This window comes from Pseudomonas ovata, assembly GCF_003131185.1.
Lineage (GTDB): Bacteria > Pseudomonadota > Gammaproteobacteria > Pseudomonadales > Pseudomonadaceae > Aquipseudomonas > Aquipseudomonas ovata.
Genome location: NZ_QFFU01000001.1, coordinates 371565 through 394517, shown reverse-complemented (window position 1 = coordinate 394517; position 22953 = coordinate 371565). Strand labels below are relative to the sequence as shown.

The following is a 22953-nucleotide window of genomic DNA, read 5'->3' as shown; positions in this document are numbered from 1 at the left end:
TTCAGTTCAGGAACAGCCCGTGACTTCCAGCATCTTCTGGTACGACTACGAAACCACCGGCATCAATCCGCGCTGCGATCGTCCGTTGCAAATGGCCGGTATCCGTACCGACGCCGACCTCAATGAGATTGCCGCGCCCGTCAACCTCTATTGCCAGCCCGGCGACGATATCCTGCCGCATCCGATGGCGTGCCTGATCACCGGTATCACACCGGTACGGCTGGCGGAGCAGGGTATGTGCGAGGCTGACTTCATGCGTCTGGTGCATGCGCAACTGGCTGCGCCTGGCACCTGCGGCGCGGGCTATAACACGCTGCGTTTCGACGACGAAGTGACCCGGTATAGCCTGTATCGCAATTTCTACGACCCTTACGGCCGTGAATGGCAGGGCGGCAACAGCCGTTGGGACCTGATCGATGTGGTGCGTGCCGCGTATGCATTGCGCCCCGATGGCATTGTCTGGCCCGAAGAGCAAGGGCGGGTCAGCCTCAAGCTTGAGCGCCTGACGGCCGCCAATGGTATCGATCATGGCCAGGCCCATGATGCATTGTCCGACGTGCGCGCCACCATCGCACTGGCACGCTTGATTCGTGACCGGCAACCCAGGCTCTACAATTACCTGTTCAACCTGCGTAACAAGCGCAAGGTGCAAGAGCAGATCACCTTGTTAGAGCCGCTGGTGCACATCTCCGGGCGCTTTTCGGCGGCCCGGCACTATCTGGGCGTGGTCCTGCCGCTGGCCTGGCACCCGCATAACCGTAATGCCCTGATTGTCTGCGATCTGCACGCAGACCCTGGACCGTTGCTTGAGGAAGAGGCCGAGACCTTGCGCCAACGGTTATACACCCGGCATGAGGACCTGGCCGAGGGGACGCGGCCGGTGCCGCTGAAACTTGTGCATATCAATCGCTGCCCGGTGCTGGCGCCACTGAATGTTTTACGGCCGCAAGATCAACAGCGTTTGCAACTGGACATGACCACCGTGCACGCGCGCGCCGCGTCATTGCAGCACAATCCGCAACTTTGGCAGGACCGTGTGCAGGCGGTGTATGGCAAGGAAGACTTCAGTGGGCATGAAGATCCCGAGCAACAGTTGTATGACGGTTTTATAGGCGAGCGCGACAGGCGCTTGTGCGAGCAAGTGCGCATGGCCGAACCCGAGCAACTGGCGCAACCGGTGTGGCCATTCGATGACGGGCGCTTGCCTGAATTGCTGTTCCGCTATCGGGCGCGTAATTTTGCCGACACCTTGAATACGGCTGAACAACAACGCTGGCTGGATTTTTGTCGGGCCAGGCTGAGTCACGCGGAGTACGGCGCGCCGAATACTTTGCAAAGTTTTACCGCCGCCGTGGCCGAAGTATCGCCAAGTGCCAGTCCCGAGCAGCTCAAGGTCATTGGCCAGTGGCAGGATTATGTGCAGCAATTGCGTAATCGACTGGGGCTCTAGGGAGGGGGGCGCAGCGTTACATCGGTTGAGCCCGGGCGCGTGTTGAGGGTGCAATAACAAGGTCGGGGTTATCGTTCAATTTCATGCAAATAAAAAACGCCAGCAAGCTGGCGTTTTGAGGTGGACGGTGGGGATCAGCCCAGCAGCGTCGACCAGCTTTCAACTTCATCGCCACCCCAGCGGGCTTTCCACTCTTTCAGGGTCTTGTGATTGCCACCCTTGGTTTCGATGACTTCGCCGTTGTGCGGGTTCTTGTATTGCTTGACCTTGCGCGCGCGCTTGGTCGTGGTGGTTTTTACAGCGCCACGCGGTGCCTTGTTGATCTTGGCTTCCGGGTCGAGCAGGGCAATGATGTCGCGCAGCGACTTCTGGTACTCACCCATCAGGGCGCGCAGTTTGCCTTCGAACTCGAGCTCGGCTTGCAATTTGTCATCTTGGGACAGATTTTTCAAACGCGCCTGCAGCTCTTTGATAGCTTCTTCAGTGGCGCGATATTCGATGATCAGGGACATGAGTCATACCTAGGATGTGAGGGTTGCAGGGGACAGTGGGGGCAATAATAGTCAGGGTATTTGAGCAAGTAAACAGTATTTAAAGTTTTCTTTGAAGTGAGTCATGGATATACAGCGTTCGTACAGCATGACGGAACTAGCCGAGCGCTGCAATCGTACCTAATTATGTTGGTTGTGGCTGTACGAAATGCCGTTGCAATGGCCGTGCACGCCGGCATGAAAACCGCGTGTGACGACCGGTGCAATCGTTCTTAGTCTGCTTTATGTCGAATCACAAGATCCTGTTTAAGGATGTCCCTGAAATAGCCATATGTCGGAATTTAATGCGCGAAAATTCCTCATTGAGTGTCAGGCTTTTCCTTTTAGCTCTATGCGGCAAGCGCATTGACAAGATGAAATCCGAGAGATGAGGCCTTGTGCCATGTTTGAGTGGCTAAAAGGCATGACCGTACTACTGCAGTTTTGCAGCGCAGCAGCTAGAATGGCCGCCTTTATGGAGCTCTGGAGTTTTACCCATGCGCACTTTTCGCCTGGTGATCGCTTGCCCGGACCGGGTCGGCATCGTTGCCAAGGTCAGTAACTTTCTGGCGTCCTACAATGGGTGGATTACAGAATCGAGTCATCACTCTGACAACCTCAGTGGCTGGTTCTTCATGCGCCACGAAATTCGCGCCGATACGCTGCCCTTCGACCTGGACGGTTTTCGCCAGGCATTTGCGCCGATTGCCGAAGAATTCTCGATGGACTGGCGCATTACCGATTCCAGCCAGAAAAAGCGCGTGGTCCTGATGGCCAGTCGCGAATCGCACTGCCTGGCCGACCTGCTGCACCGCTGGCACAGTGAAGAACTGGACTGTGAGATCGCCTGCGTGATTTCCAATCACCAGGACCTGCGCAGCATGGTCGAGTGGCACAACATTCCCTACTACCATGTACCGGTCGACCCCAAGGACAAGCAGCCCGCGTTCGCCGAAGTGTCGCGCCTGGTAGGCGAGCACCAGGCCGATGTCGTGGTCCTGGCGCGCTACATGCAGATTCTGCCGCCGCAGTTGTGCCAGGACTATGCGCACCGGGTCATCAATATCCACCACAGCTTCCTGCCCTCGTTCGTGGGCGCCAAGCCTTACCATCAGGCTGCCCTGCGGGGTGTGAAACTGATCGGCGCCACGTGTCACTACGTCACCGAAGAGCTCGATGCCGGCCCCATCATCGAGCAGGACGTGGCCCGCATCAGCCATCGCGACAGCATCGAGACCACCGTTCGCCTGGGACGTGACGTCGAGAAGCTGGTGCTGGCCCGTGGCCTGCGTGCGCATCTGGAAGACCGGGTCATGGTCCACGACAACAAGACCGTGGTCTTCGACTGATCCGGGCTGGCCCACCGCCGCGCGCTGCGCTACGGTGGGCCCTGTCGTCGCATCGGGAGACCGTCCATGAACGATCCGCTGGATAAAGCCACTTCCAAAGCCCCACCGGTGATCGGTGAAGGCTGCCTGAGCCGTTATGACCCGGACGCCCTGGGGCCGGAAGATGGCACCGACTTTCCGGACGCGGCCCGATTGTGGCGCCAGACTCAGGATTCGCAGCGCGACGACGGCGACCAACAGCCCTGAGTGGCCAGCCAGTCATGCTTGGTCAGCGGCTGGCGTCCTTCATCAAGCAGGCGTTCCAGTACCGTCAACCAGTACGTGCGCGCCAACGCATGCTGCATGTCCACCGGGTGCAGGCCCAGGCGGATGACGGGCGCCTGGCGCCATTGCCATTCATGACACCGCCCCACCAGCCATGACGCGCCTCGGCGCAATGAACTGCGCGCGCTCCAGACCAGGCCCGGTGCTGCAAAGCGCTTGAAATCAGGCAGCCGGTATAAGGCGCGCAGGTCGCTGGTGTACTGCAGCGGTCGCTGGGCCAGCGCCTGGCGGGTGCCGTCGCTCATCAGCCAGGCCGGGGCGACAAAACCGTAAAGAGGCCAGGCATACCGTTCGAACACGTCGATACCGGCATCCAGGCGCGCCAGCGCCTGTTGCCGGGTAAGGGGATAGAACTCGCCTTCATGGGTGTATAGCCGGCGCATGAAGCCGTCCACAGGGTGGCGTGGGGCAGGTGCATCATCGCAATGGTAGTAGCCGTGCAGCGCCAGTTCATCACCCAGCTCCAGGCGCTGGTGCAGCAGGTTCAGCAAGTGTGGATCGCGACCGAGCGCGTGGCGTTTGTGAAAGTCCGGCACCACCAGCCAGGTCACCGGCACCGGCCCGAGTGCATCGACGGCTGCGATGAAATCCCGGTAGAACTGCCAGCTGCAAGGGGCCACATCATGCAGGACCAGCAGCACGGCAGGCCGGGCCAGGGAGGCCGGTTCAGTCATGGGGCCTGGCCGGCAGGTGACCCAGGACGGTGCGGTAGTGGCCCAGCAGTCCGGCGACCACATTGTCCCAGCTGTAGCACTGTTCGACATGGCGCCGGCCGGCCTGTCCCACGGCCCGGACATCCCGGCTGAACAGCTCACGCACTGCGCAGGCCATGGCGTGTGGCTGGTTGGCCTCGCACAGGACGCCGCAACTGGAAGGAATGATCTCGCTGAACGCCCCGGCGTCGACGGCCACCACGGCCGTGCCACAGGCCATGGCTTCGAGTACGACCAGGCCAAAGGTCTCCTGGTCGCCGGCGTGCAGCAAGGCATCGGCACTGGCCAGCAGGCGCGCCACTTCGCCGGGCGGGCGGAAATGCCCGATCACCGAGACATTGTCCGGTCGATGGCTGGGCATGTGCGACCCCACCAGCAACAGGTGATAACCGGGTCCCAGGTGCTGCATGCAGTGCAGCAATACGTGGAGGTTTTTTTCCCTGGAGCCGCGTCCGGCAAAGATCAGCAGCCGTGTATCGGGTCTCAGCCCCAGCACCTGTTTCAGGCACGGGTCGCAATGACGAGGATGAAAGGCGTGCAGGTCGACACCCAGCGGCTGTACATGCACCTGCTCCACGCCCATCGCCAGGAGCTTGTCGGCCATTGCCTGGCTGGGCGCCAGGACCCGGTCGAAGTGGCCATACAGCTTGCTGATATACGCCTGGGCGCTGCTGCCCATCCACTGCCCGATACGGTTGCTGACCAGCAAGGGCAGGTCGGAATGATAAAAACCGATGACCGGTACATCCAGTTGCCGGCGTGCATCCAGCGCCGCCCAGGCGGTCAGGTACGGGTCACCCACTTCGATAAGGTCTGGCTTGAGACCTTGCAAGGTGATGCGCCAGGGGCTGACCCGCCAGGGAAAACGGTAGCCGTTGCCGAACGGCAGTGGCGGGGCAGGCACCTGGTAGATGCCGTTGTGATGGCTGCTGCGTGCGCCCGGGATCAACAGGCTGTGACGCACCTCCGGATAACGCATCAGGCGACGATGCTTGGCGTCCAGGTAGGTGCGCACCCCGCCGCTGGCCGGGGCGTAGAACATGGTCATGTCGGCGATGTGCACGCGGCATGCTCCTGCGATGAGTGGCTCTCTAAAGAGGGATCACTGACAGCGTAGTTGTTCGTATCACCTTGCGACCGTCCGCCGGGTGGAAGGTCATGAGTCGGGTTTCGGGTGGAAACTGAGAAGTCCGATGCCAACCTGAAGAGGATTGACTCAATGGCGGACTCTCAAACAATTGTCCTGGGTGCAGACCCGGCGGCTCAACCGGTGGCCCAGGCGCTGCGGCTGGCCAACCGCCATGGCCTGGTCGCCGGTGCTACCGGGACGGGCAAGACGGTGACTTTGCAACGCCTGGCCGAAGCGTTCAGTGAGGCCGGAGTGGCAGTATTTGCCGCCGATATCAAGGGCGATCTCTGTGGCCTGGGCGCGGCTGGCGCCGTGCAGGGCAAGATTGCCGAGCGGCTGGCCGGCATGCCCTGGCTGAATCATCGACCCCAGGCTTATCCGGTCATCCTGTGGGACGTCGATGGCGTGTCCGGTCATCCACTGCGCACCACACTGAGTGAAATGGGCCCCTTGTTGCTGGGCAACCTGCTGGCGCTGACTGACAGCCAGCAGGCCGCGCTCTATGCGGCGTTCAAGGTGGCCGACCGTGAAGGCCTGTTGCTGTTGGACCTCAAGGACCTCAAGGCCCTGCTCGTTCATCTGCGCGATCATCCGCAACAGTTGGGCGAAGATGCGGCCCTGATGACCACCGGCTCCAGCCAGGCTTTGCAGCGTCGCCTGGCCGGGCTGGAGCAGCAGGGCGCGGCAGCACTGTTCGGTGAGCCTGCGGTGCAACTGCAGGACCTGTTGCAGCCGGCCAGCGACGGGCGAGGACGTATTCATCTGCTGGACGCACGCCGTCTGGTGCACGAGGCGCCCAAGGTCTATGCCACCTTCCTGTTGTGGCTGCTGGCGGAGTTGTTCGAGCAGTTGCCCGAGCGTGGCGATGCCGACAAACCGTTACTGGCCTTGTTCTTCGATGAGGCGCACCTGCTGTTTGCCGATACGCCCAGGGCCTTGCAGGAACGGCTTGAACAGGTCGTGCGGCTGGTCCGGTCCAAGGGCGTGGGGGTGTATTTCGTGACCCAGTCGCCAAGCGACTTGCCCGATGACATCCTGGCGCAGTTGGGTTTGCGTATCCAGCATGGCCTGCGGGCCTTTACCGCACGCGAGCAGAAGGCGCTGCGCGCCGTGGCCGAAGGCTTCAGGGCCAACCCTGACTTCGATGCACGAGCGGTGTTGACCGAGCTGGGCATTGGCGAGGCGCTGGTCGGCACCCTGCAGGACAAAGGCACCCCGGCCAGGGTGCAGCGCGTGGTGATCGCCCCGCCGCAATCGCGCATCGGGCCGCTGAGCGAGGCCGAGCGTCGGGCATTGATCGCGGTGTCGCCGTTGGCAGGGCGTTATGACCAGCCTGTCGACCGCGAATCGGCCTACGAGATCCTGGCGGCGCGCACGCTTGCTGAGCCTGGCCCCCATCAGCCGCCCGGCCCGGCCGGGCCGCCGGAGGCCAGCCTGAGCGACAAGGCCGGTGACTTTCTCGGTGGCCTGGCCGGGCAGGCCATGAAAGGCGTCATGCGTCAGGCCGCCAGTCAGCTTGGACGGCAACTGGTGCGGGGATTGATGGGGTCGTTGCTGGGCAGCAAGACACGCCGCCGATGAACAGAGTCCTAGGGTCTGCTGCCGTTTCAGCACGAGGCGCGTTGCTGGGCCAAGTCTCGCCAGGCCAGGCGGAGGACGCAGAAAAGGGGAACGCCCTTTTCAAGTCCTCCAACACCGCATGGCGAGATTGGGCACGCAACCCGAAGGGCCGGGCCTGTTTTGCCGCGAGACTGCGTTACTCGCCACTCATCTGGAATGGCCAGACTTCGCGGCGCCTGCCTTGCCTCGCGGCAAAACGGGCGCCGGCGCGGCCGTGATGAAACGGCAACAGACCCCAGGCACCGGCCCGGGGCTCATGCGCTCAGGACAGCGCCATGGATGCCAGCCAGAACAGGCCGGCTGACAGCGTGACCGTGGCCGGCAGGGTCAGTACCCAGGCCAGCAGGATGGTGCGGACCGTGCCGCCCTGCAGGCCGCTGCGGTTGGCGACCATGGTGCCCGCCACGCCTGAAGACAGGATATGCGTGGTCGACACCGGCAGGCTGAACACATTGGCCAGGCCAATGGCCGTGGCTGTGGTGATCTGCGCCGACATGCCCTGGGCGTAGGTCATGCCCTGGCGGCCGATTTTCTCACCGATGGTCAGCACTACGCGTTTCCAGCCGACCATGGTACCGATGCCCAGGGCCAGGGCCACCGCGAGAATCACCCAGAACGGTGCGTACTCGGTGGTGGCGGTCAGGTCCTTGCGCAGCTTGTTCAGGTCGGATTTTTCGCGCGCGGCCAGGTCGGGCAGCTTGCTGACCTTGCGCGCCGTGTCGTCCAGGCACAGCAGGTAGCGGCGCACTTCAATGCGGTCTTCGGCGCTCAGGCCCTTGTAGTCGGTCACGCCTTGCAGTCTGGCGAGCAGGGCGTCGATGGTCGGCATGGTCTGCTTGGGATCGCACGCTGCAGTGGATGGCAGGTCGCCTGGCGCGGCCTTGCCCATGGCCAGGTATTCACCCAGCGTAGCGTTATTACGCTGGTAGAACTGGCTCAGGTGCAAGGTGGCATCGCGGGTGCGCTCGATCTGGTAGGTGGTGCTGTTCAGGTCGAGAACGAACTGGGCCGGCACGATACCGATCAGCACCAGCATGATCAGGCCGATGCCTTTCTGGCCATCGTTGGAGCCATGCACGAAGCTGACGGCCATTGCGGAAATGACCAGCACCAGGCGATTCCAGAACGGCGGGTGCTTCTTGTCGTCGAGTGTGCGGCGCTGCTCCGGGGTCTTGTGCATCTTCGACAGCGGGCGCCACCACTTCAGCAACAGCAACAGCAGGCCGGCAATCAGGAAACCGCCCAGGGGCGAGAACACCAGCGAGGCCCCGATATCGATTGCTTTCTGCCAGTTCACGCCTTCACTGACCGGAATGCCGTTGATCAGGGCGTTGGCCAGGCCCACGCCCAGGATCGAGCCGATCAACGTGTGCGAACTGGAGGCCGGAATACCGAAGTACCAGGTGCCCAGGTTCCAGGCGATGGCGGCCGTCAGCAATGAGAAGACCATGGCCAGCCCATGACCGGTATTGACGTTGATCAGCAGCTCGACCGGCAGCAGGTGCACGATCGCATAGGCCACGCCCACACCGCCGAGCAGCACCCCGAGGAAGTTGAAGACCCCCGAGGCAAACACCGCAAGATGCGGTGGCATGGCTTTGGTATAGATGACCGTCGCCACCGCGTTGGCCGTGTCGTGGAAGCCATTGATGAACTCGAACGATAGGACGAATGCCAGGGCGAGCAACAGGCTGACCAGCACCCATGCATCAAGCCCGCTGAATAAATCGATCATGTAGAATTTCTGACCCGTTCTTAAGGGGGCGGGATTATGACAGAAAAAATACACTTCCATATATCGACCGCTGATCGGTATCGATAATCAGTGGTTCGCAGGCATGGCACAGCCGCCCCGAAAAGGGGAAGAAAACAACGTCAGGGGCGGTCGGGGGCTGCTGAAGTCGACGGTCACTCGTCGTCTTTAAGCTCTTTTTCCATTCGTTGCAGCTCTTGCTTGAACGCCTGGTCCTGCACCGTGGCACGCTTGCGCCAGGGTTTGCGCTCGGGCTCGGGCTGCGCGGCATAGGTGGTCACTTCGCCGCCGTAAACTTCTTTGTAGCGTTGTTCGTGGCGCTCAAGTTCCGCGCGCAGTTCATCTTTAGTCACGGGTGTTACCTGATCATATCCAAATGAGTTCCAGTGATAACGCCAGGCACTCCATGCGCGCACATTCACCTGATTGGCCGGGGAGCAGGGCAGACAATTCAGTCAGGCCCTGCGGATCATCCGGTACTTCAAGGTAATGCAAACACCTGCAGTGGCTCGCGGCTACGGGCACTGGAAAAAAACAGCTGTCGTAGCGACATTCGTATGGGGCAGCCGCAATGCTGGACATTGCGGACGTTGACCAGACCTTGCATCGAGGTGAACGCAACAGGGCGTTGCGTGACGCATCGAAAAATGGCGATAGGCCCTGGCATGGCACGAAGGGCACAATCAGGACGCAAGGTATAACCGGCCAAGTGACCGCTACTATCTCCAAGAAGTACCGGGACGTCAACTACAGGAAACGCCCAATGTGCAGGGTATTGCCCTGACAGTTGCACGAGAAGTTTCAGCCATGAACAAATATGAAACATCTTTTTCCGGGCACAGCACGTTGAGCCCGCTAAGACATCGGGGCGATGCCGGGCTGTAGCAGTGAACAGGCAGACAGGCGTTGAACCACCCGGCAGGAAAAGCACGGCGGGCGTTGAAACGGCGACCGGTACTGACGGAAAAGCGGCAATAATAAAAACGGCCTTGCTTCGTGGACAAGGCCGTTGCCTTGGACTTCTCAGTGGGTACCTGACCAGGATTTCCAAGAAGCCACTTCATGGCAGGGGTAAAGGTATAAGTATATTTGTCAGGGGTCAATTGCGATTATCGGCCACTTGTTCGATAATCGCACGACCGGGCCGCCTCCATTGCGTCGCATACGGCCTGAACCTTTGAAATACAAGGTCTGCAAGGATAATGCTGAGGTGTGGTCATGAATGAAGAACTGCGTAATTCTTTTGTCTCGCTGGCGCCGCCCATCGTGGCGTCACCGGCCAAACGCATTCAAGCGCTGACCGGCGACCCGGACTTCATGACGTCACTGGCGCGTGGCCTGGCGGTCATTCATGCCTTTCAGGAACGCAAGCGGCATCTGACCATTGCCCAGATCAGCCATCGCACAGAAATTCCTCGCGCGGCCGTTCGCCGCTGCCTGCACACCCTGATCAAGCTCGGTTATGCGACCACCGACGGTCGTACCTATTCGCTGCTGCCCAAGGTCCTGACCCTGGGCCATGCCTATCTGTCGTCCACACCGCTGGCGATGTCATCGCAGCCCTATCTGGACCGCATGAGCGACCAGTTGCATGAAGCCTGCAACATGGCCACGCTCGAAGGCGAGGACATCCTTTATATCGCCCGTTCCGCCACGACCCAGCGGCTGATCTCGGTCGACCTCTCGGTGGGCGGGCGCCTGCCTGCCTATTGCACCTCCATGGGGCGCATCCTGCTGGCGGCGCTGGACGACGTCACCCTGCGTGAATACCTCGACCATGTCGACATGCAGCCCAAGACCAGCCGCACCCTGCGCACCCCTGAAGCCCTGTTCGAATGCCTGCAACAAGTGCGTCAGCAAGGCTGGTGCATCGTCGATCAGGAGCTGGAGCAAGGCCTGCGCTCGATTGCCGTGCCGGTGTATGACGCCTCGGGGCAAGTGCTGGCGGCGCTCAACGTCAGCACCAGTGCCGCCCGTGTGGCCCGCAATGAACTGGAGCAGCGTTTTTTACCGATCATGCTCGAAGCCAGCCGCGAACTGAGTGCACAGATCTTTACCTGAATGCCTTGAAAACAGCCATTTGCACGCGCGGCGATCTTGTTCGATTATCGAACGAATAATCGATTATCGGATTGTTTGCTGCCCGGCTCGCGCATAACCTCATGTTCATCGCGGCGCCAATCCAGTGCGTCGCTCATTTAACGTGACGTTGGGTTCGGGAGCACCTCATGGCTGAAATCATGTCTTTACGTGATGCGGTGAAACAACTGGTCAACGATGGCGACACCGTTGCGCTGGAAGGTTTCACGCATTTGATCCCCTCGGCCGCCGGCCATGAAATCATCCGTCAGGGCAAACGCGACCTGACCCTGGTGCGCATGACCCCGGACCTGATCTATGACCAGTTGATCGGCGCCGGCTGCGTCAAGCGCCTGATCTTTTCCTGGGGCGGCAACCCGGGTGTCGGTTCCCTGCACCGCCTGCGCGATGCCGTCGAGAAAAAATGGCCACGCCCTCTGGAGCTGGAAGAACACAGCCACGCCGACCTGGCCAACGCCTATGTGGCCGGTGCCTCGGGCCTGCCGTTCGCGGTGCTGCGTGCCTATGCCGGCTCCGACCTGCCCAAGGTCAACCCGCTGATCAAGACCGTCACCTGCCCGTTTACCGGTGAAGTACTGGCGGCGGTACCGGCGGTACGCCCTGATGTGACCGTGATTCACGCCCAGAAGGCCGACCGCAAGGGCAACGTGCTGATCTGGGGCATCCTCGGCTCGCAGAAGGAAGCGGCCCTGGCGGCCAAGCGTTGCATCGTCACGGTCGAGGAAATCGTCGACGACCTGCAGGCACCAATGAACTCTTGCGTATTGCCGACCTGGGCCCTGAGCGCTGTGTGCGTGGTGCCTGGCGGCGCGCATCCCTCGTATGCCCATGGCTACTACGAGCGCGACAACCGCTTCTATCAGGACTGGGACCCGATTGCCCGTGATCGCGAGGGCTTCCAGGCCTGGATCAAGGAGTACATCGAGGACACGGCGGATTTCGCTGAATTCAAGAACAAGCTGGCCAGCGCTGCGGAGGCAAAGTAATGACTTACACCACCAGTGAAATGATGACCATCGCCGCCGCACGTCGTCTGCACAACGGCACGGTCTGCTTTGTGGGCATCGGCCTGCCGTCCAAGGCCGCCAACCTCGCCCGCCTGACCTCGGCGCCGGACGTGGTACTGATTTACGAATCGGGCCCGATCGGCGCCAAGCCGACCGTATTGCCGCTGTCGATCGGCGACGGTGAACTGGCCGAAACCGCCGACACCGTGGTGTCGACCAGCGAAATCTTCCGCTACTGGCTGCAAGGCGGCCGCGTTGACCTGGGCTTCCTGGGGGCCGCGCAGGTCGACCGCTTCGGCAACATCAACACCACCGTGGTCGGCGATTACCACAACCCCAAGGTGCGCCTGCCGGGTGCCGGTGGCGCACCGGAGATTGCCGGCTCTGCCAAGTCAGTGCTGATCATCCTCAAGCAGTCGCCACGTTCGTTCGTCGAGCGCCTGGACTTCATCACGTCGGTGGGCCATGGCGAAGGCGGCGACTCGCGCAAGCGTCTCGGCCTGCCGGGTGCCGGTCCTGTGGGCATTATCACCGACCTGTGCATCATGGAGCCGGAGGAGGGTAGCAACGAGTTCGTGGTCACCACGCTGCACCCTGGCGTCACCCGTGAACAAGTCACCGCCGCCACCGGCTGGCCAGTGCGCTTTGCCGAAAACGTAACCTGTTCCGCCGATCCGACCGAGGTTGAACTGACCGCTCTGCGTGATCTGGAAGCGCGTACTGCCGCCGCCCACGGTCAGGCACCAGGAGAAGCATGATGCGTGACGTCTTTATCTGCGATGCCATCCGCACCCCGATCGGCCGCTTCGGCGGTGGTTTGTCCGGCGTACGCGCCGATGACCTGGCCGCTGTGCCGATCAAGGCGCTGATCGAGCGCAACCCTTCGGTCAACTGGGCCGAAGTGGACGAAGTCTTCTACGGCTGCGCCAACCAGGCCGGCGAAGACAACCGCAACGTGGCGCGCATGGCCGCACTGCTGGCCGGCCTGCCGGCGAGCATTCCGGGTGTGACCCTCAACCGCCTGTGCGCCTCGGGCATGGACGCCATCGGCACGGCATTTCGTGCCATTGCTTCGGGCGAAATGGAGCTGGCCATTGCCGGCGGCGTCGAGTCGATGTCGCGTGCACCGTTCGTGATGGGCAAGGCTGATGCCGCGTTCTCGCGCAACATGAAACTGGAAGACACCACCATTGGCTGGCGCTTCATCAATCCGCTGATGAAAGCCCAGTATGGCGTCGATGCCATGCCGGAAACCGCTGACAACGTGGCCGATGACTACAAGGTGTCGCGCGCCGACCAGGATGCGTTTGCCCTGCGCAGCCAGCAGCGCACCGCCGCCGCCCAGGCTGCCGGTTTCTTTGCCGAAGAAATCGTGCCGGTGCGCGTGGCGCACAAGAAGGGTGAAACCATCGTCGACAAGGACGAACATCCGCGTGCCGACACCAGCCTGGAAACCCTGAGCAAGCTCAAGCCGGTCAACGGTGCGAACAAGACCGTGACCGCCGGCAACGCCTCGGGTGTCAACGACGGTGCCGCCGCGCTGGTTCTGGCTTCGGCTGAAGCGGTCAAGAAACACGGCCTGACCCCGCGTGCACGGATTCTCGGCATGGCCAGCGCCGGTGTCGACCCGCGGGTCATGGGCATCGGTCCGGTGCCTGCTGTACGCAAGCTGGTCGAGCGCCTGGGTGTGGCCGTGACTGATTTCGATGTGATCGAACTCAACGAAGCTTTTGCCAGCCAGGGGCTTGCCGTGCTGCGCGAACTGGGCCTGGCCGACGACGCGCCTCAGGTCAACCCGAACGGCGGCGCCATCGCCCTGGGCCATCCCTTGGGCATGAGCGGCGCACGGCTGGTGCTGACGGCCTTGCACCAACTGGAAAAAACCGGGGGCCGCAAGGGCCTGGCCACCATGTGCGTAGGCGTAGGCCAGGGCCTGGCGCTGGCCATCGAGCGTACCTGAGGGTTGTTCTGTCACTGTCCGGACCTGTCTCCACAAAAGGGCAGGCCGGGCGGTTGCTTATCCGCTTTACCTCCTCTTCGCAGGCTTTGGCCTGCGTCTTTTTACCCGCGAAATGCCCCTCGTAAAGCGTCTACGTGGAACTTTCATTCCGGCAGATGTGACCAATTGTTTCGCGACAGGGTTATCCTTGCAGGGCAATCGTGTCGATATCACACCAGGATGGGGGAGCAACAATGGCAACGACCACGCAGCCGCACTACACCGGTGAGGAGCGCCGCAAACGCATCTTCGCCATCGTCGGGGCCTCGTCAGGCAACCTTGTCGAGTGGTTCGACTTCTACATCTATGCCTTTTGCGCGATTTATTTTGCGCCTGCGTTCTTTCCCTCCGACGACCCTACCGTGCAGTTGCTCAACACCGCAGGCGTGTTCGCTGCCGGCTTTCTGATGCGCCCCATCGGCGGCTGGCTGTTTGGCCGGGTCGCCGACAAGCACGGGCGCAAGAGTTCGATGCTGATCTCGGTAAGCATGATGTGCTTCGGTTCGCTGGTGATCGCCTGCCTGCCCACCTACGCCAGCATCGGCGCCTGGGCGCCGGCACTGCTGCTGGTGGCGCGCCTGATCCAGGGGCTGTCGGTGGGCGGCGAGTACGGCACCACCGCCACCTACATGAGTGAGGTGGCGTTGCGTGGCCAGCGTGGTTTTTTTGCTTCGTTCCAGTACGTGACCCTGATCGGCGGCCAGTTGCTGGCGGTGCTGACCGTGGTGATCCTGCAGCAGTTTCTGACCACCGAAGAGCTGCGTGACTATGGCTGGCGCATTCCGTTCGTGATCGGCGCCTGTGCGGCGATCATTGCCTTGTTCCTGCGTCGCAGCCTGGATGAGACCACCACCGCCGAAAGCCGCAAGGATAAGGACGCCGGCAGCGTGTCAGCCCTGTTCAAGCATCACAAGGCAGCGTTTATCACGGTACTGGGCTACACCGCGGGTGGCTCGCTGATTTTCTATACCTTTACCACTTACATGCAGAAGTATCTGGTCAATACCGGCGGCATGCCGCCCAAGACGGCCAGCTACATCATGACCGGCGCGTTGTTTGTGTACATGTGCATGCAGCCGTTGTTCGGCATGCTGGCCGACCGTATCGGGCGGCGTAATTCGATGCTGTGGTTCGGCGCGCTGGGCACCTTGTGCACGTTTCCGATCCTGATGGCGCTCAAGACCGTGAGCAGTCCGTGGATGGCCTTTGTGCTGATCACGCTGGCGCTGGCGATCGTCAGCTTCTACACCTCGATCAGCGGCCTGGTAAAAGCCGAGATGTTCCCGCCGCAGGTGCGTGCGCTGGGTGTGGGCCTGGCGTATGCGGTGGCCAACGCGATGTTTGGTGGCTCGGCTGAATATGTGGCACTGAACCTGAAGAACATGGGGATGGAGAGCAATTTCTACTGGTACGTGACGGTGATGATGGCCGTGGCGTTCCTGTTCAGCCTGCGGCTGCCCAAGGAACCGGCTTACCTGCATCATGATCATTGATTGAGGTTGGTGGCTGAGGTTGTGTCGGGGTGAGCGGATTTCATGCCTGGCTCCAGACGGTGGGAGGCGGCTTGCCGCTGTTGAGTTTTGTACGGTGTTGTCCGTGCTTGTTGTGGCTAGCCCTTAGAGCAGTTCCGACCCTCTTCGGGCCGGGTTACTTTGTCTTGGCAAAGTAACCAAACCGCTGGCTCCTGGCTGGGCCCCTGCGGGGTTCCCTCCTTGCGGCGCCACTCTATCGGGCCGCGCCGATGGGCCGTCCCTGGCCCAGCGGCGCTGGCTCGGCATCCCTGCCTCGCTCCCCGATTCCGCGACACCTCCACTCGGCCTGCGCCCAAGTCGCGATCTGTGTCGTCTGTGATATTTGCGTAGAAGAGCAACAGCAACAGCAACAGCTTTTGCTCTTGCTCTGCTTTTCATGCGCGAGGGTGCAGGCGACGCAGAACGCGACTTGTGCAGGCCGAGTGGAGGCGTTGCGCAGGGGGGAAAAGGGCCAGGACGGCCCGTTAGCCGCTTGGGCCAGGGACGGCCCATAAGCGGCGACCCCCGGAGCGACGCCGGAGGGAGGGGACCCCGAAGGGGCCGGAACCAGGAGCAAACGGTTTGCTTACTTTGCCAAGACAAAGTAAGCCGGCCCGGAGAGGGCCGGAACCTTTCTAAAGACCATCACAATAATTCCATCCACTCCAAAGACAACAAACCCGCCATCAGGCGGGTTTGTTGTCTTTCAAACATGAATCAAAACAACTGCACCGAAGGCTTTTCCTTGGCAATCGGCTGGTTCTGCGCGCTGTTCTCGTACCAGCCACCCCCCAACGACTTGTACAGATTGACCTCGCTGGTCAACTGCGCCAGGCGGTCGGTGATCAGCGTCTGCTGGGCACTGAACAGCGAGCGCTGTGCATCGAGGAAGGTCAGGTTACTGTCGATCCCGATCCGATAGCGACGCTCGGCCAGGCGGTAGTAATCCTGGTTGGCCGTGACGAAATCACGCTGCGCCTGCAACTGCTCGTCGTAGGTCTTGCGCGCCGCCAGGCCATCGGACACTTCCTGGAAGGCCGTCTGAATCGCCTTTTCATAGTTGGCGACGCTGATTTCCTTCTGGATCTTCGAATAATCCAGGCTGGCACGCAGGCTGCCGGCGTTGAAGATCGGCAGGTTGATGCTCGGCTGGAACAACCACGTCCCCGAGCCGCCGCCGAACAACCCGGACAGGTCCGGACTGATGCTGCCGGCATTGGCCGTCAGGCTGATGCTGGGGAAAAACGCTGCACGGGCCGCGCCGATATTGGCGTTGGCCGCCTTCAGGTTGTACTCGGCCTGGAGAATGTCAGGGCGACGCTGCAACAGGTCCGACGGCATGCCGGCCGGCATTTCGCTGAACAGATCAGCACTCAAGGGCTGGGCCTGTGGCAGGTTGGCCGGCAGGCCGGTGCCCAGCAGCAGGGTCAGGTTGTTCTGATCCTGCGCCACCAGGCGCTGGTACTGGGCCAGCCGGGCCTTGGCGCTTTCCACCGAGGTGCGTGCCTGGCTCAGGTCCAGGGCCGAGGCCACGCCTACTTCGTTACTGCGGCTGGTCAGGCGCAGGCTTTCGTTGTAGGTCTTGAGCGTGTCCTCGGTCAGCTTGAGCAGCTCCTTGTCGGCCTGCCAGGTCAGGTAGGCATTGGCCACGCTGGCCACCAGGCTGATCTGCGTGCTGCGCCGGGCTTCTTCGGTGGCGAAGTAGTTCTGCAAGGCTTGCTCGCTCAGGCTGCGCACCCGGCCGAACAGGTCCAGCTCATAGGCGCTGACGCCCAGGGTCGCCGAGTAGGTGCTGCTGATGCTGCTTTGCCCGGTGGTCGACATGTCGGCCGGCAGGCGCTGGCGATTGCCGCTGCCGGTGGCCGAGACCGCCGGAAACAGGTCAGCCCGCTGGATACGGTACTGGGCGCGGTAGGCATCGATGTTCAATGCCGCCACGCGCAGGTCGCGGTTGTTGACCAGCGCGGTCTGGATCAGTTGCTGCAAGGCCGGGTCACGGAAAAACTGCCGCCAGCCTTGTTCGGCTGCCGCCACGTTGGCCGCCTGGGCCGGCTCGTAGGCCGGTCCTTGCGGGTACTGGGCGGCCACCGGGGCGGCCGGTTGCTGGTACTCGGGTATCAGGGAGCAGCCGCCGAGGATGAACGCGGTGACTGCCAGGGAGATCAGGGACTTGCTCATTGGCCAGCCTCGTGGTGTGGAGTGTTTTTCTGTTTGCTCTTGAACAGCCCGGAGATCGAGACAAAGAACAGCGGCACCCAGAAGATCGCCAGAACGACGGCGGTAATCATACCGCCAATCACGCCGGTACCGATCGAGTGCTGGCTGCCGGAGCCGGCGCCGGTCGAAATCACCAGTGGCACGACACCCAGGATGAACGCCATGGAGGTCATGATGATCGGGCGCAGACGCATCCGGCAGGCTTCGACCGTGGCTTCCACCAGGCCCTTGCCCTGTTCATGCAACTCCTTGGCAAACTCGACGATCAGAATGGCGTTTTTCGCCGCCAGACCCACCGTTACGAGCAGGCCGACCTGGAAGAACACGTCGTTGGACAGGCCACGCAGGCTGGTCGCCATCAAGGCACCGATCACCCCCAGCGGTACGACCAGCATGACCGCGATCGGGATCGACCAGCTTTCATACAGGGCCGCCAGGCAGAGGAACACCACCAGCAGCGACAGCGCATACAGGGCCGGTGCCTGCGAGCCCGACAGGCGCTCTTCGTACGACAGGCCGGTCCAGGAGATACCAATGCCGGCCGGCAGGTCCTTGGCCATGCGCTCGATCTCGGCCATGGCTTGTCCGGTACTGTAGCCCGGTGCCGGGGTACCCAGTACTTCCATGGCCGGTACGCCGTTGTAGCGGGTCAGCTTCGGTGCACCGTAGACCCACTCGCCGCTGGCGAAGGCCGACAGCGGTACCATTTGCCCCTGGTTGTTGCGCACGTACCACTTTTTCAGGTCTTCAGGGTTCATCCGCGCACCGGCGTCGCCCTGCAGGTAGACCTTCTTGACCCGACCGCGGTCGATGAAGTCGTTGACGTAGCTGCCACCCAGCGCAATCGACAGGGTGTCGTTGATGTCCGACAGCGTCACGCCCAGGGCGCTGGCATGCTCGTCGTCGATGATCAACTGGTATTGCGGCTCATCGTTCAGGCCGTTGGGGCGCACACCGGCCAGGATCTTGCTCTGGGCGGCGGCACCGAGCAACTGGTTGCGCGCAGCCAGGAGTTTCTCATGGCCGACACCGCCCTGGTCCTGCAGGTAGACGTCAAAACCGGTGGCGTTACCCAGTTCCAGTACCGAAGGTGGCACCACGGCAAACACCATCGCATCGCGCAGGCTGAAGAAGTAGCCCTGGGCACGCTTGGCCAGTTCGAACACGCTGTTTTCGGCGGTACGCTCATCCCATGGCTTGAGCAGGACGAAGGCAATCGCCGAGCTCTGGCCGCGACCGGCGAAGTTGAAGCCGTTGACCGTGAACACCGACTTCACCGCACCGGCTTCCTTGGTCAGCAGGTGTTCACGCATGGTGTCGAGCACCTGCTGGGTGCGTTCGGAGGTGGAGCCCGCCGGGGTCTGGACCTGGACGAACATCACGCCCTGGTCTTCCTCGGGCAGGAAGGCGGCCGGGATGCGGTTGAACATCCATACCATGCCTACGCAGATCAGCGCATAGGCGATATAGGCCGGCCACTTGTGCTTGAGCATGCCGTTCACGCCGCGCTCGTAACCATGCACGCCACGGTCGAAGGTGCGGTTGAACCAGCCGAAGAAGCCGCGCTTTTCCAGGTCATGGGAGTGGTCGATCGGCTTGAGCATGGTGGCGCACAAGGCCGGGGTGAAGATCAGTGCCACGACCACCGACAAGGCCATGGCCGAGACAATGGTGATGGAGAACTGTTTGTAGATCACACCCGTCGAGCCGCCGAAGAACGCCATGGGCAGCAATACTGCCGAGAGCACCAGGGCGATACCGACCAGTGCACCCTGGATCTGGGTCATCGAGCGAATGGTCGCGTCACGCGGTGACAGCTTGTCTTCGATCATCACCCGTTCGACGTTTTCCACCACGACGATGGCATCGTCCACCAGCAAGCCGATGGCCAGCACCATGCCGAACATGGTCAGGGTGTTGATGGTAAAGCCGAAGGCCGCCAGGATGCCGAATGTCCCCAGCAGCACCACCGGCACCGTCAGGGTGGTAATCACCGTGGCGCGGAAGTTCTGCAGGAACAGGTACATGACCAGGAACACCAGCGCGACCGCTTCGATCAGGGTGTGGACCACCCCGGAAATCGATTCGCTGACCACTGGCGTGGTGTCATACGGGAAAGCGACCTGCATGCCAGGCGGGAAGAACGGTTCCAGCGAGGCGATGGTCGCCCGGATCGCCTTGGCGGTGTCCAGTGCGTTGGCGCCGGGGGCCAGCTTGATCGCCAGGCCCGAGGCCGGCTTGCCGTTGAATTGCGAGTCGACGCTGTAGTTCTGTGCACCCAGGCCGACCGTGGCGACATCCTTGACACGCACTTGCGAGCCGTCGGTGTTGACCTTGAGCAGAATGTTCTCGAACTGTTCGGCAGTCTGCAGGCGGGTCTTGCCGATGATCGTGGCATTGAGCTGCTGGCCGCTGATCGACGGCAGGCCGCCAAGCTGACCGGTGGCCACCTGGACGTTCTGCGCGCTGATGGCGGTTCTGACATCGCCCGGGGTCAGCTGGAAGTTGTTCAGCTTGGCCGGGTCGAGCCAGATACGCATGGCGTACTGGGCACCGAAGACCTGGAAGTCACCCACGCCCGAGGTCCGGGAGATCGGGTCCTGCATGTTGGAGACGATGTAGTTGGCCAGGTCTTCCTTGGTCAGGCTGCCGTCCTCGGACACCAGCGCGATTACCATCAGGAAGTTTTTCACCGCCTTGGTCACGCGGATACCCTGCTGCTGCACTTCTTGCGGCAGCAGCGGGGTGGCCAGGTTCAGCTTGTTCTGCACCTGGACCTGCGCGGTGTCAGGGTTGGTGCCCTGCTCGAAGGTCACGGTGATGGTCATGCTGCCGTCGGAGTTGCTCTCCGAACCGACATAGCGCAAGCGGTCGATACCGTTGAGCTGTTGCTCGATGACCTGCACCACGGTGTCCTGCACGGTCTGCGCCGAAGCGCCCGGGTAGCTGACCTGGATGTCGATGGCCGGTGGCGCGATGCTGGGGTACTGGTTGATCGGCAGCTTGAGGATCGACAAACCGCCGACCAGCATGATCACCAGGGCGATTACCCAGGCGAAGATGGGGCGGTCAATGAAAAATTTCGACATGGGTTACTCCCCTTTGCTGCCGGCGGCTTTATCGGTGGCCGCAGCAGGTGCCGGGTTGGCGCCTTTCACGTTGGTGGCTTCGCTGGCTTTCACTTCGGCACCCGGCTTCACGTACTGCAGGCCTTCGGTGATGATGCGGTCGCCCTCGTTCAGGCCTTTCTCGACCAGCCATTTGTCGCCGACGGTGCGGTCAGCCACCAGGGTGCGCTGCTCGACCTTGTTGTCCTGGTTGACCACCAGGGCGGTCGGGATGCCTTTCTGATCGCGGGTGATGCCCTGTTGCGGCGCCAGGATGGCCTTGGCATTCACACCGGCTTGTAGCTGCGCGTGGACGAACATGCCGGGCAGCAGACGGTGCTCGGGGTTGGGGAACACAGCGCGCAGGGTGACCGAGCCACTGGTCTGGTCCACCGACACTTCCGAGAATTCCAGGGTGCCTTCCTGCGGGTAGGCGCTGTTGTCTTCCAGGGTCAGCTGGACCTTGGCGGAGTTGGCGCCGGTTTTCTGCAACTTGCCGCTTTCGAGGTCGGCGCGCAGCTTGAGCATTTCGGCCGAGGATTGCACCACGTCGACATAGATCGGATCGAGCTGCTGGATGGTGGCCAGGGCGCTGGTCTGGCCGCTGGTAACCAATGCGCCTTCGGTGACGACCGAGCGGCCGATGCGGCCGGAAATCGGGGCCAGCACCTTGGTGTAGCGCAGGTTGATCTGTGCGGTCTGCAAGGCGGCCTGGGCTTCCAGGCTGGTGGCCAAGGCCTGGTCGTATTCCTGACGGCTCACTGCCTGCTCGCTGACCAGTTGCTTGTAGCGGTCGGCCAGGGACTTGGCCGATTGCAGCGTGGCCTTGGCGCTGTTGGCGGTGGCTTCATACAGTGCCGGGTCGATCTGGTAGAGCTGCTGACCGACCTTGACGTCGGCGCCTTCAGTGTACAGCCGCTTGAGAATGATGCCGTCGACCTGTGGCCTCACTTCGGCCACCCGGTAGGCGGTGGTGCGCCCCGGAAGCTCGGTGGTCAGGGTATAAGGCTGGGCTTTGAGGGTCACCACGCCGACCTGAGGAGTCTGAGCGGGCGGGGCCGCTTCTTCCTTCTTGCTACAACCGCTGAGCAGTGTTGCCAGGGCGACGGCAGTGACCAGAACGGGAACAGCTGGCTTGAATTGCATGAAGATCCTCGGAAGGTCAGAACCCTTGATTGCTCAAGAATGTGGAGATGTAAAAAACTTTGCCGCTAGATAAGTAGCATGCTAATGAATATACTTACATTCACGGCTGTTTGTAAACAGTCGATTATGAGACTTTAAGTCGCAGCCAGCGGGTCGGGACCCAGAAAACAACGCTCACCCGACCGTGCCTCCAGCACCTGTGCAAACAGGCTGGAGCATTTTTATTGAGGTTTTACTGCCATGGTTCGTCGCACCAAAGAGGAAGCACAAGCCACCCGTAGCCAGATTCTGGAAGCTGCCGAGCAGGCGTTCTATGAGCGCGGCGTCGCGCGGACCACGCTCGCCGACATCGCGACGCTCGCCGGTGTGACCCGTGGTGCCATTTATTGGCATTTCACCAACAAGGCCGAACTGGTGCAGGCGATGCTCGACAGCCTGCACGAACCCCTCGAAGAAATGTCCCTGGCCACCCAGAGCGAGGCTGAACACGACCCCCTGGGGTGCATCAAGAAGCTGCTGATTCATTTGTTTCATCAGGTTTCCAAGGACCCTAAAACCCGACGCATCAATGAGATCCTTTTTCATAAATGCGAGTTCACTGACGAGATGTGCGATTTTCGCCGGCAGCGCCGGGCCAACGCACTCTTTTGTAACGAACGGATCGGGCTTGCATTAAGCAACGCCGTGCGCAAGGGGCAACTGCCGGCCACGCTGGATATCTTTAGGGCCTCTGTCTGCATGCATGCCTACATCGATGGTGTGCTCGGGCAGTGGTTGCTGGTGCCTGACAGTTTCTGCCTGCACGAACAGGCCGAGCCATTGGTCGACACCTGCCTGGATATGCTCAGGTTCAGCCCGGCGCTGTGCAAGGCGTCCTGACCTGCGACCGTGCGGATTGATCGTGCAGTCGGAAATCATACGCCGGCAAGGTGTACATATCGCTATTACCGGTAGGAAATTGTCCCGTCTGTCAGACCGCAAGTCAGATATTTCCAGAT

The 22953-nt window shown here is 61.6% G+C and carries 18 protein-coding genes; 10 read left to right on the top strand and 8 right to left on the bottom strand.

Going from position 1 to position 22953, the window contains the following annotated elements; genetic code table 11:
• Nucleotides 1-19 precede the first annotated feature (19 nt).
• Entirely contained in the window at nt 20-1450 is a 1431-nt protein-coding gene (gene sbcB / locus DGA31_RS01745; protein ID WP_109511337.1) for an exodeoxyribonuclease I, read from the top strand.
• A gap of 134 nt (nt 1451-1584) precedes the next feature.
• Here the strand turns inward: sbcB and mvaT are convergent, their stop codons facing one another.
• Nucleotides 1585-1962, bottom strand: a complete 378-nt coding sequence (gene mvaT / locus DGA31_RS01740) for a histone-like nucleoid-structuring protein MvaT (RefSeq protein WP_056834360.1) — start codon at nt 1960-1962, stop codon at nt 1585-1587.
• A 515-nt stretch (nt 1963-2477) separates the two neighbouring features.
• Here mvaT and purU point away from each other — a divergent pair.
• Nucleotides 2478-3329, top strand: coding sequence for a formyltetrahydrofolate deformylase (gene purU / locus DGA31_RS01735; protein WP_056834363.1), 852 nt, complete (start codon nt 2478-2480; stop codon nt 3327-3329).
• A 66-nt stretch (nt 3330-3395) separates the two neighbouring features.
• Entirely contained in the window at nt 3396-3575 is a 180-nt protein-coding gene (locus DGA31_RS01730; protein WP_109511336.1) for a hypothetical protein, read from the top strand.
• Here DGA31_RS01730 and DGA31_RS01725 read toward each other — a convergent pair.
• Nucleotides 3536-4327, bottom strand: coding sequence for an N-acetylglucosaminyl phosphatidylglycerol deacetylase (locus DGA31_RS01725; protein ID WP_109511335.1), 792 nt, complete (start codon nt 4325-4327; stop codon nt 3536-3538). The genes DGA31_RS01730 and DGA31_RS01725 overlap by 40 nt on opposite strands.
• Complete coding sequence (locus DGA31_RS01720) at nt 4320-5429, bottom strand: N-acetylglucosaminyl phosphatidylglycerol synthase (protein ID WP_109511334.1); 1110 nt, start codon at nt 5427-5429, stop codon at nt 4320-4322. Before DGA31_RS01720 ends, DGA31_RS01725 begins: the two co-directional genes overlap by 8 nt.
• 156 nt (nt 5430-5585) lie before the next feature.
• Here DGA31_RS01720 and DGA31_RS01715 point away from each other — a divergent pair, with 156 nt between their 5' ends.
• Nucleotides 5586-7076 (top strand): helicase HerA-like domain-containing protein, encoded by a 1491-nt coding sequence (locus DGA31_RS01715; RefSeq protein WP_109511333.1) that lies wholly within the window; start codon nt 5586-5588, stop codon nt 7074-7076.
• A 301-nt stretch (nt 7077-7377) separates the two neighbouring features.
• Here DGA31_RS01715 and DGA31_RS01710 read toward each other — a convergent pair whose 3' ends face one another.
• Together DGA31_RS01710 and DGA31_RS01705 are read right to left on the bottom strand one after the other, a co-directional pair.
• Complete coding sequence (locus DGA31_RS01710; protein WP_056834369.1) at nt 7378-8850, bottom strand: inorganic phosphate transporter; 1473 nt, start codon at nt 8848-8850, stop codon at nt 7378-7380.
• Between the two features lie 173 nt (nt 8851-9023).
• Nucleotides 9024-9221 carry a hypothetical protein gene (locus DGA31_RS01705; protein ID WP_056834371.1) on the bottom strand — a complete coding sequence of 66 codons (198 nt, stop codon included), beginning with the start codon at nt 9219-9221 and terminating at the stop codon, nt 9024-9026.
• Between the two features lie 865 nt (nt 9222-10086).
• On the opposite strand from DGA31_RS01705, the gene pcaR reads away from it, so the two are divergent.
• From pcaR to DGA31_RS01680, 5 genes are all read left to right on the top strand, one after another.
• Complete coding sequence (gene pcaR / locus DGA31_RS01700; protein WP_056834373.1) at nt 10087-10929, top strand: pca regulon transcriptional regulator PcaR; 843 nt, start codon at nt 10087-10089, stop codon at nt 10927-10929.
• A gap of 167 nt (nt 10930-11096) precedes the next feature.
• The gene (locus tag DGA31_RS01695; RefSeq protein WP_056834376.1) at nt 11097-11954 is read left to right on the top strand and encodes a CoA transferase subunit A; all 858 of its coding nucleotides are present in this window, start codon (nt 11097-11099) and stop codon (nt 11952-11954) included.
• A complete protein-coding gene (locus DGA31_RS01690; protein ID WP_056834377.1) occupies nt 11954-12733 on the top strand; it encodes a CoA-transferase subunit beta in 780 nt (259 codons plus the stop codon). The genes DGA31_RS01695 and DGA31_RS01690 overlap by 1 nt, the downstream gene beginning before the upstream one ends.
• Nucleotides 12730-13935 (top strand): 3-oxoadipyl-CoA thiolase, encoded by a 1206-nt coding sequence (gene pcaF, locus DGA31_RS01685; RefSeq protein ID WP_193551484.1) that lies wholly within the window; start codon nt 12730-12732, stop codon nt 13933-13935. The genes DGA31_RS01690 and pcaF overlap by 4 nt, the downstream gene beginning before the upstream one ends.
• A gap of 233 nt (nt 13936-14168) precedes the next feature.
• Complete coding sequence (locus DGA31_RS01680) at nt 14169-15467, top strand: MFS family transporter (RefSeq protein WP_056834382.1); 1299 nt, start codon at nt 14169-14171, stop codon at nt 15465-15467.
• A 735-nt stretch (nt 15468-16202) separates the two neighbouring features.
• On the opposite strand, the gene adeC is transcribed toward DGA31_RS01680, so the two are convergent.
• Genes adeC through DGA31_RS01665 form a run of 3 tightly spaced genes read right to left on the bottom strand, consistent with a single transcriptional unit; the run spans nt 16203 to nt 21955 of the window.
• Nucleotides 16203-17663, bottom strand: a complete 1461-nt coding sequence (gene adeC, locus DGA31_RS01675; RefSeq protein ID WP_056834384.1) for an AdeC/AdeK/OprM family multidrug efflux complex outer membrane factor — start codon at nt 17661-17663, stop codon at nt 16203-16205.
• Nucleotides 17660-20791 carry an efflux RND transporter permease subunit gene (locus DGA31_RS01670; protein ID WP_056834386.1) on the bottom strand — a complete coding sequence of 1044 codons (3132 nt, stop codon included), beginning with the start codon at nt 20789-20791 and terminating at the stop codon, nt 17660-17662. Before DGA31_RS01670 ends, adeC begins: the two co-directional genes overlap by 4 nt.
• A 3-nt stretch (nt 20792-20794) precedes the next feature.
• Nucleotides 20795-21955: an efflux RND transporter periplasmic adaptor subunit gene (locus tag DGA31_RS01665; protein WP_109511331.1), complete on the bottom strand. Its 1161-nt coding sequence runs from the start codon at nt 21953-21955 to the stop codon at nt 20795-20797.
• A 240-nt stretch (nt 21956-22195) separates the two neighbouring features.
• Between DGA31_RS01665 and DGA31_RS01660 the strand changes: the two genes are divergently transcribed.
• Nucleotides 22196-22834 carry a TetR family transcriptional regulator gene (locus DGA31_RS01660; protein ID WP_056834389.1) on the top strand — a complete coding sequence of 213 codons (639 nt, stop codon included), beginning with the start codon at nt 22196-22198 and terminating at the stop codon, nt 22832-22834.
• The last annotated feature ends 119 nt before the right edge of the window (nt 22835-22953 follow it).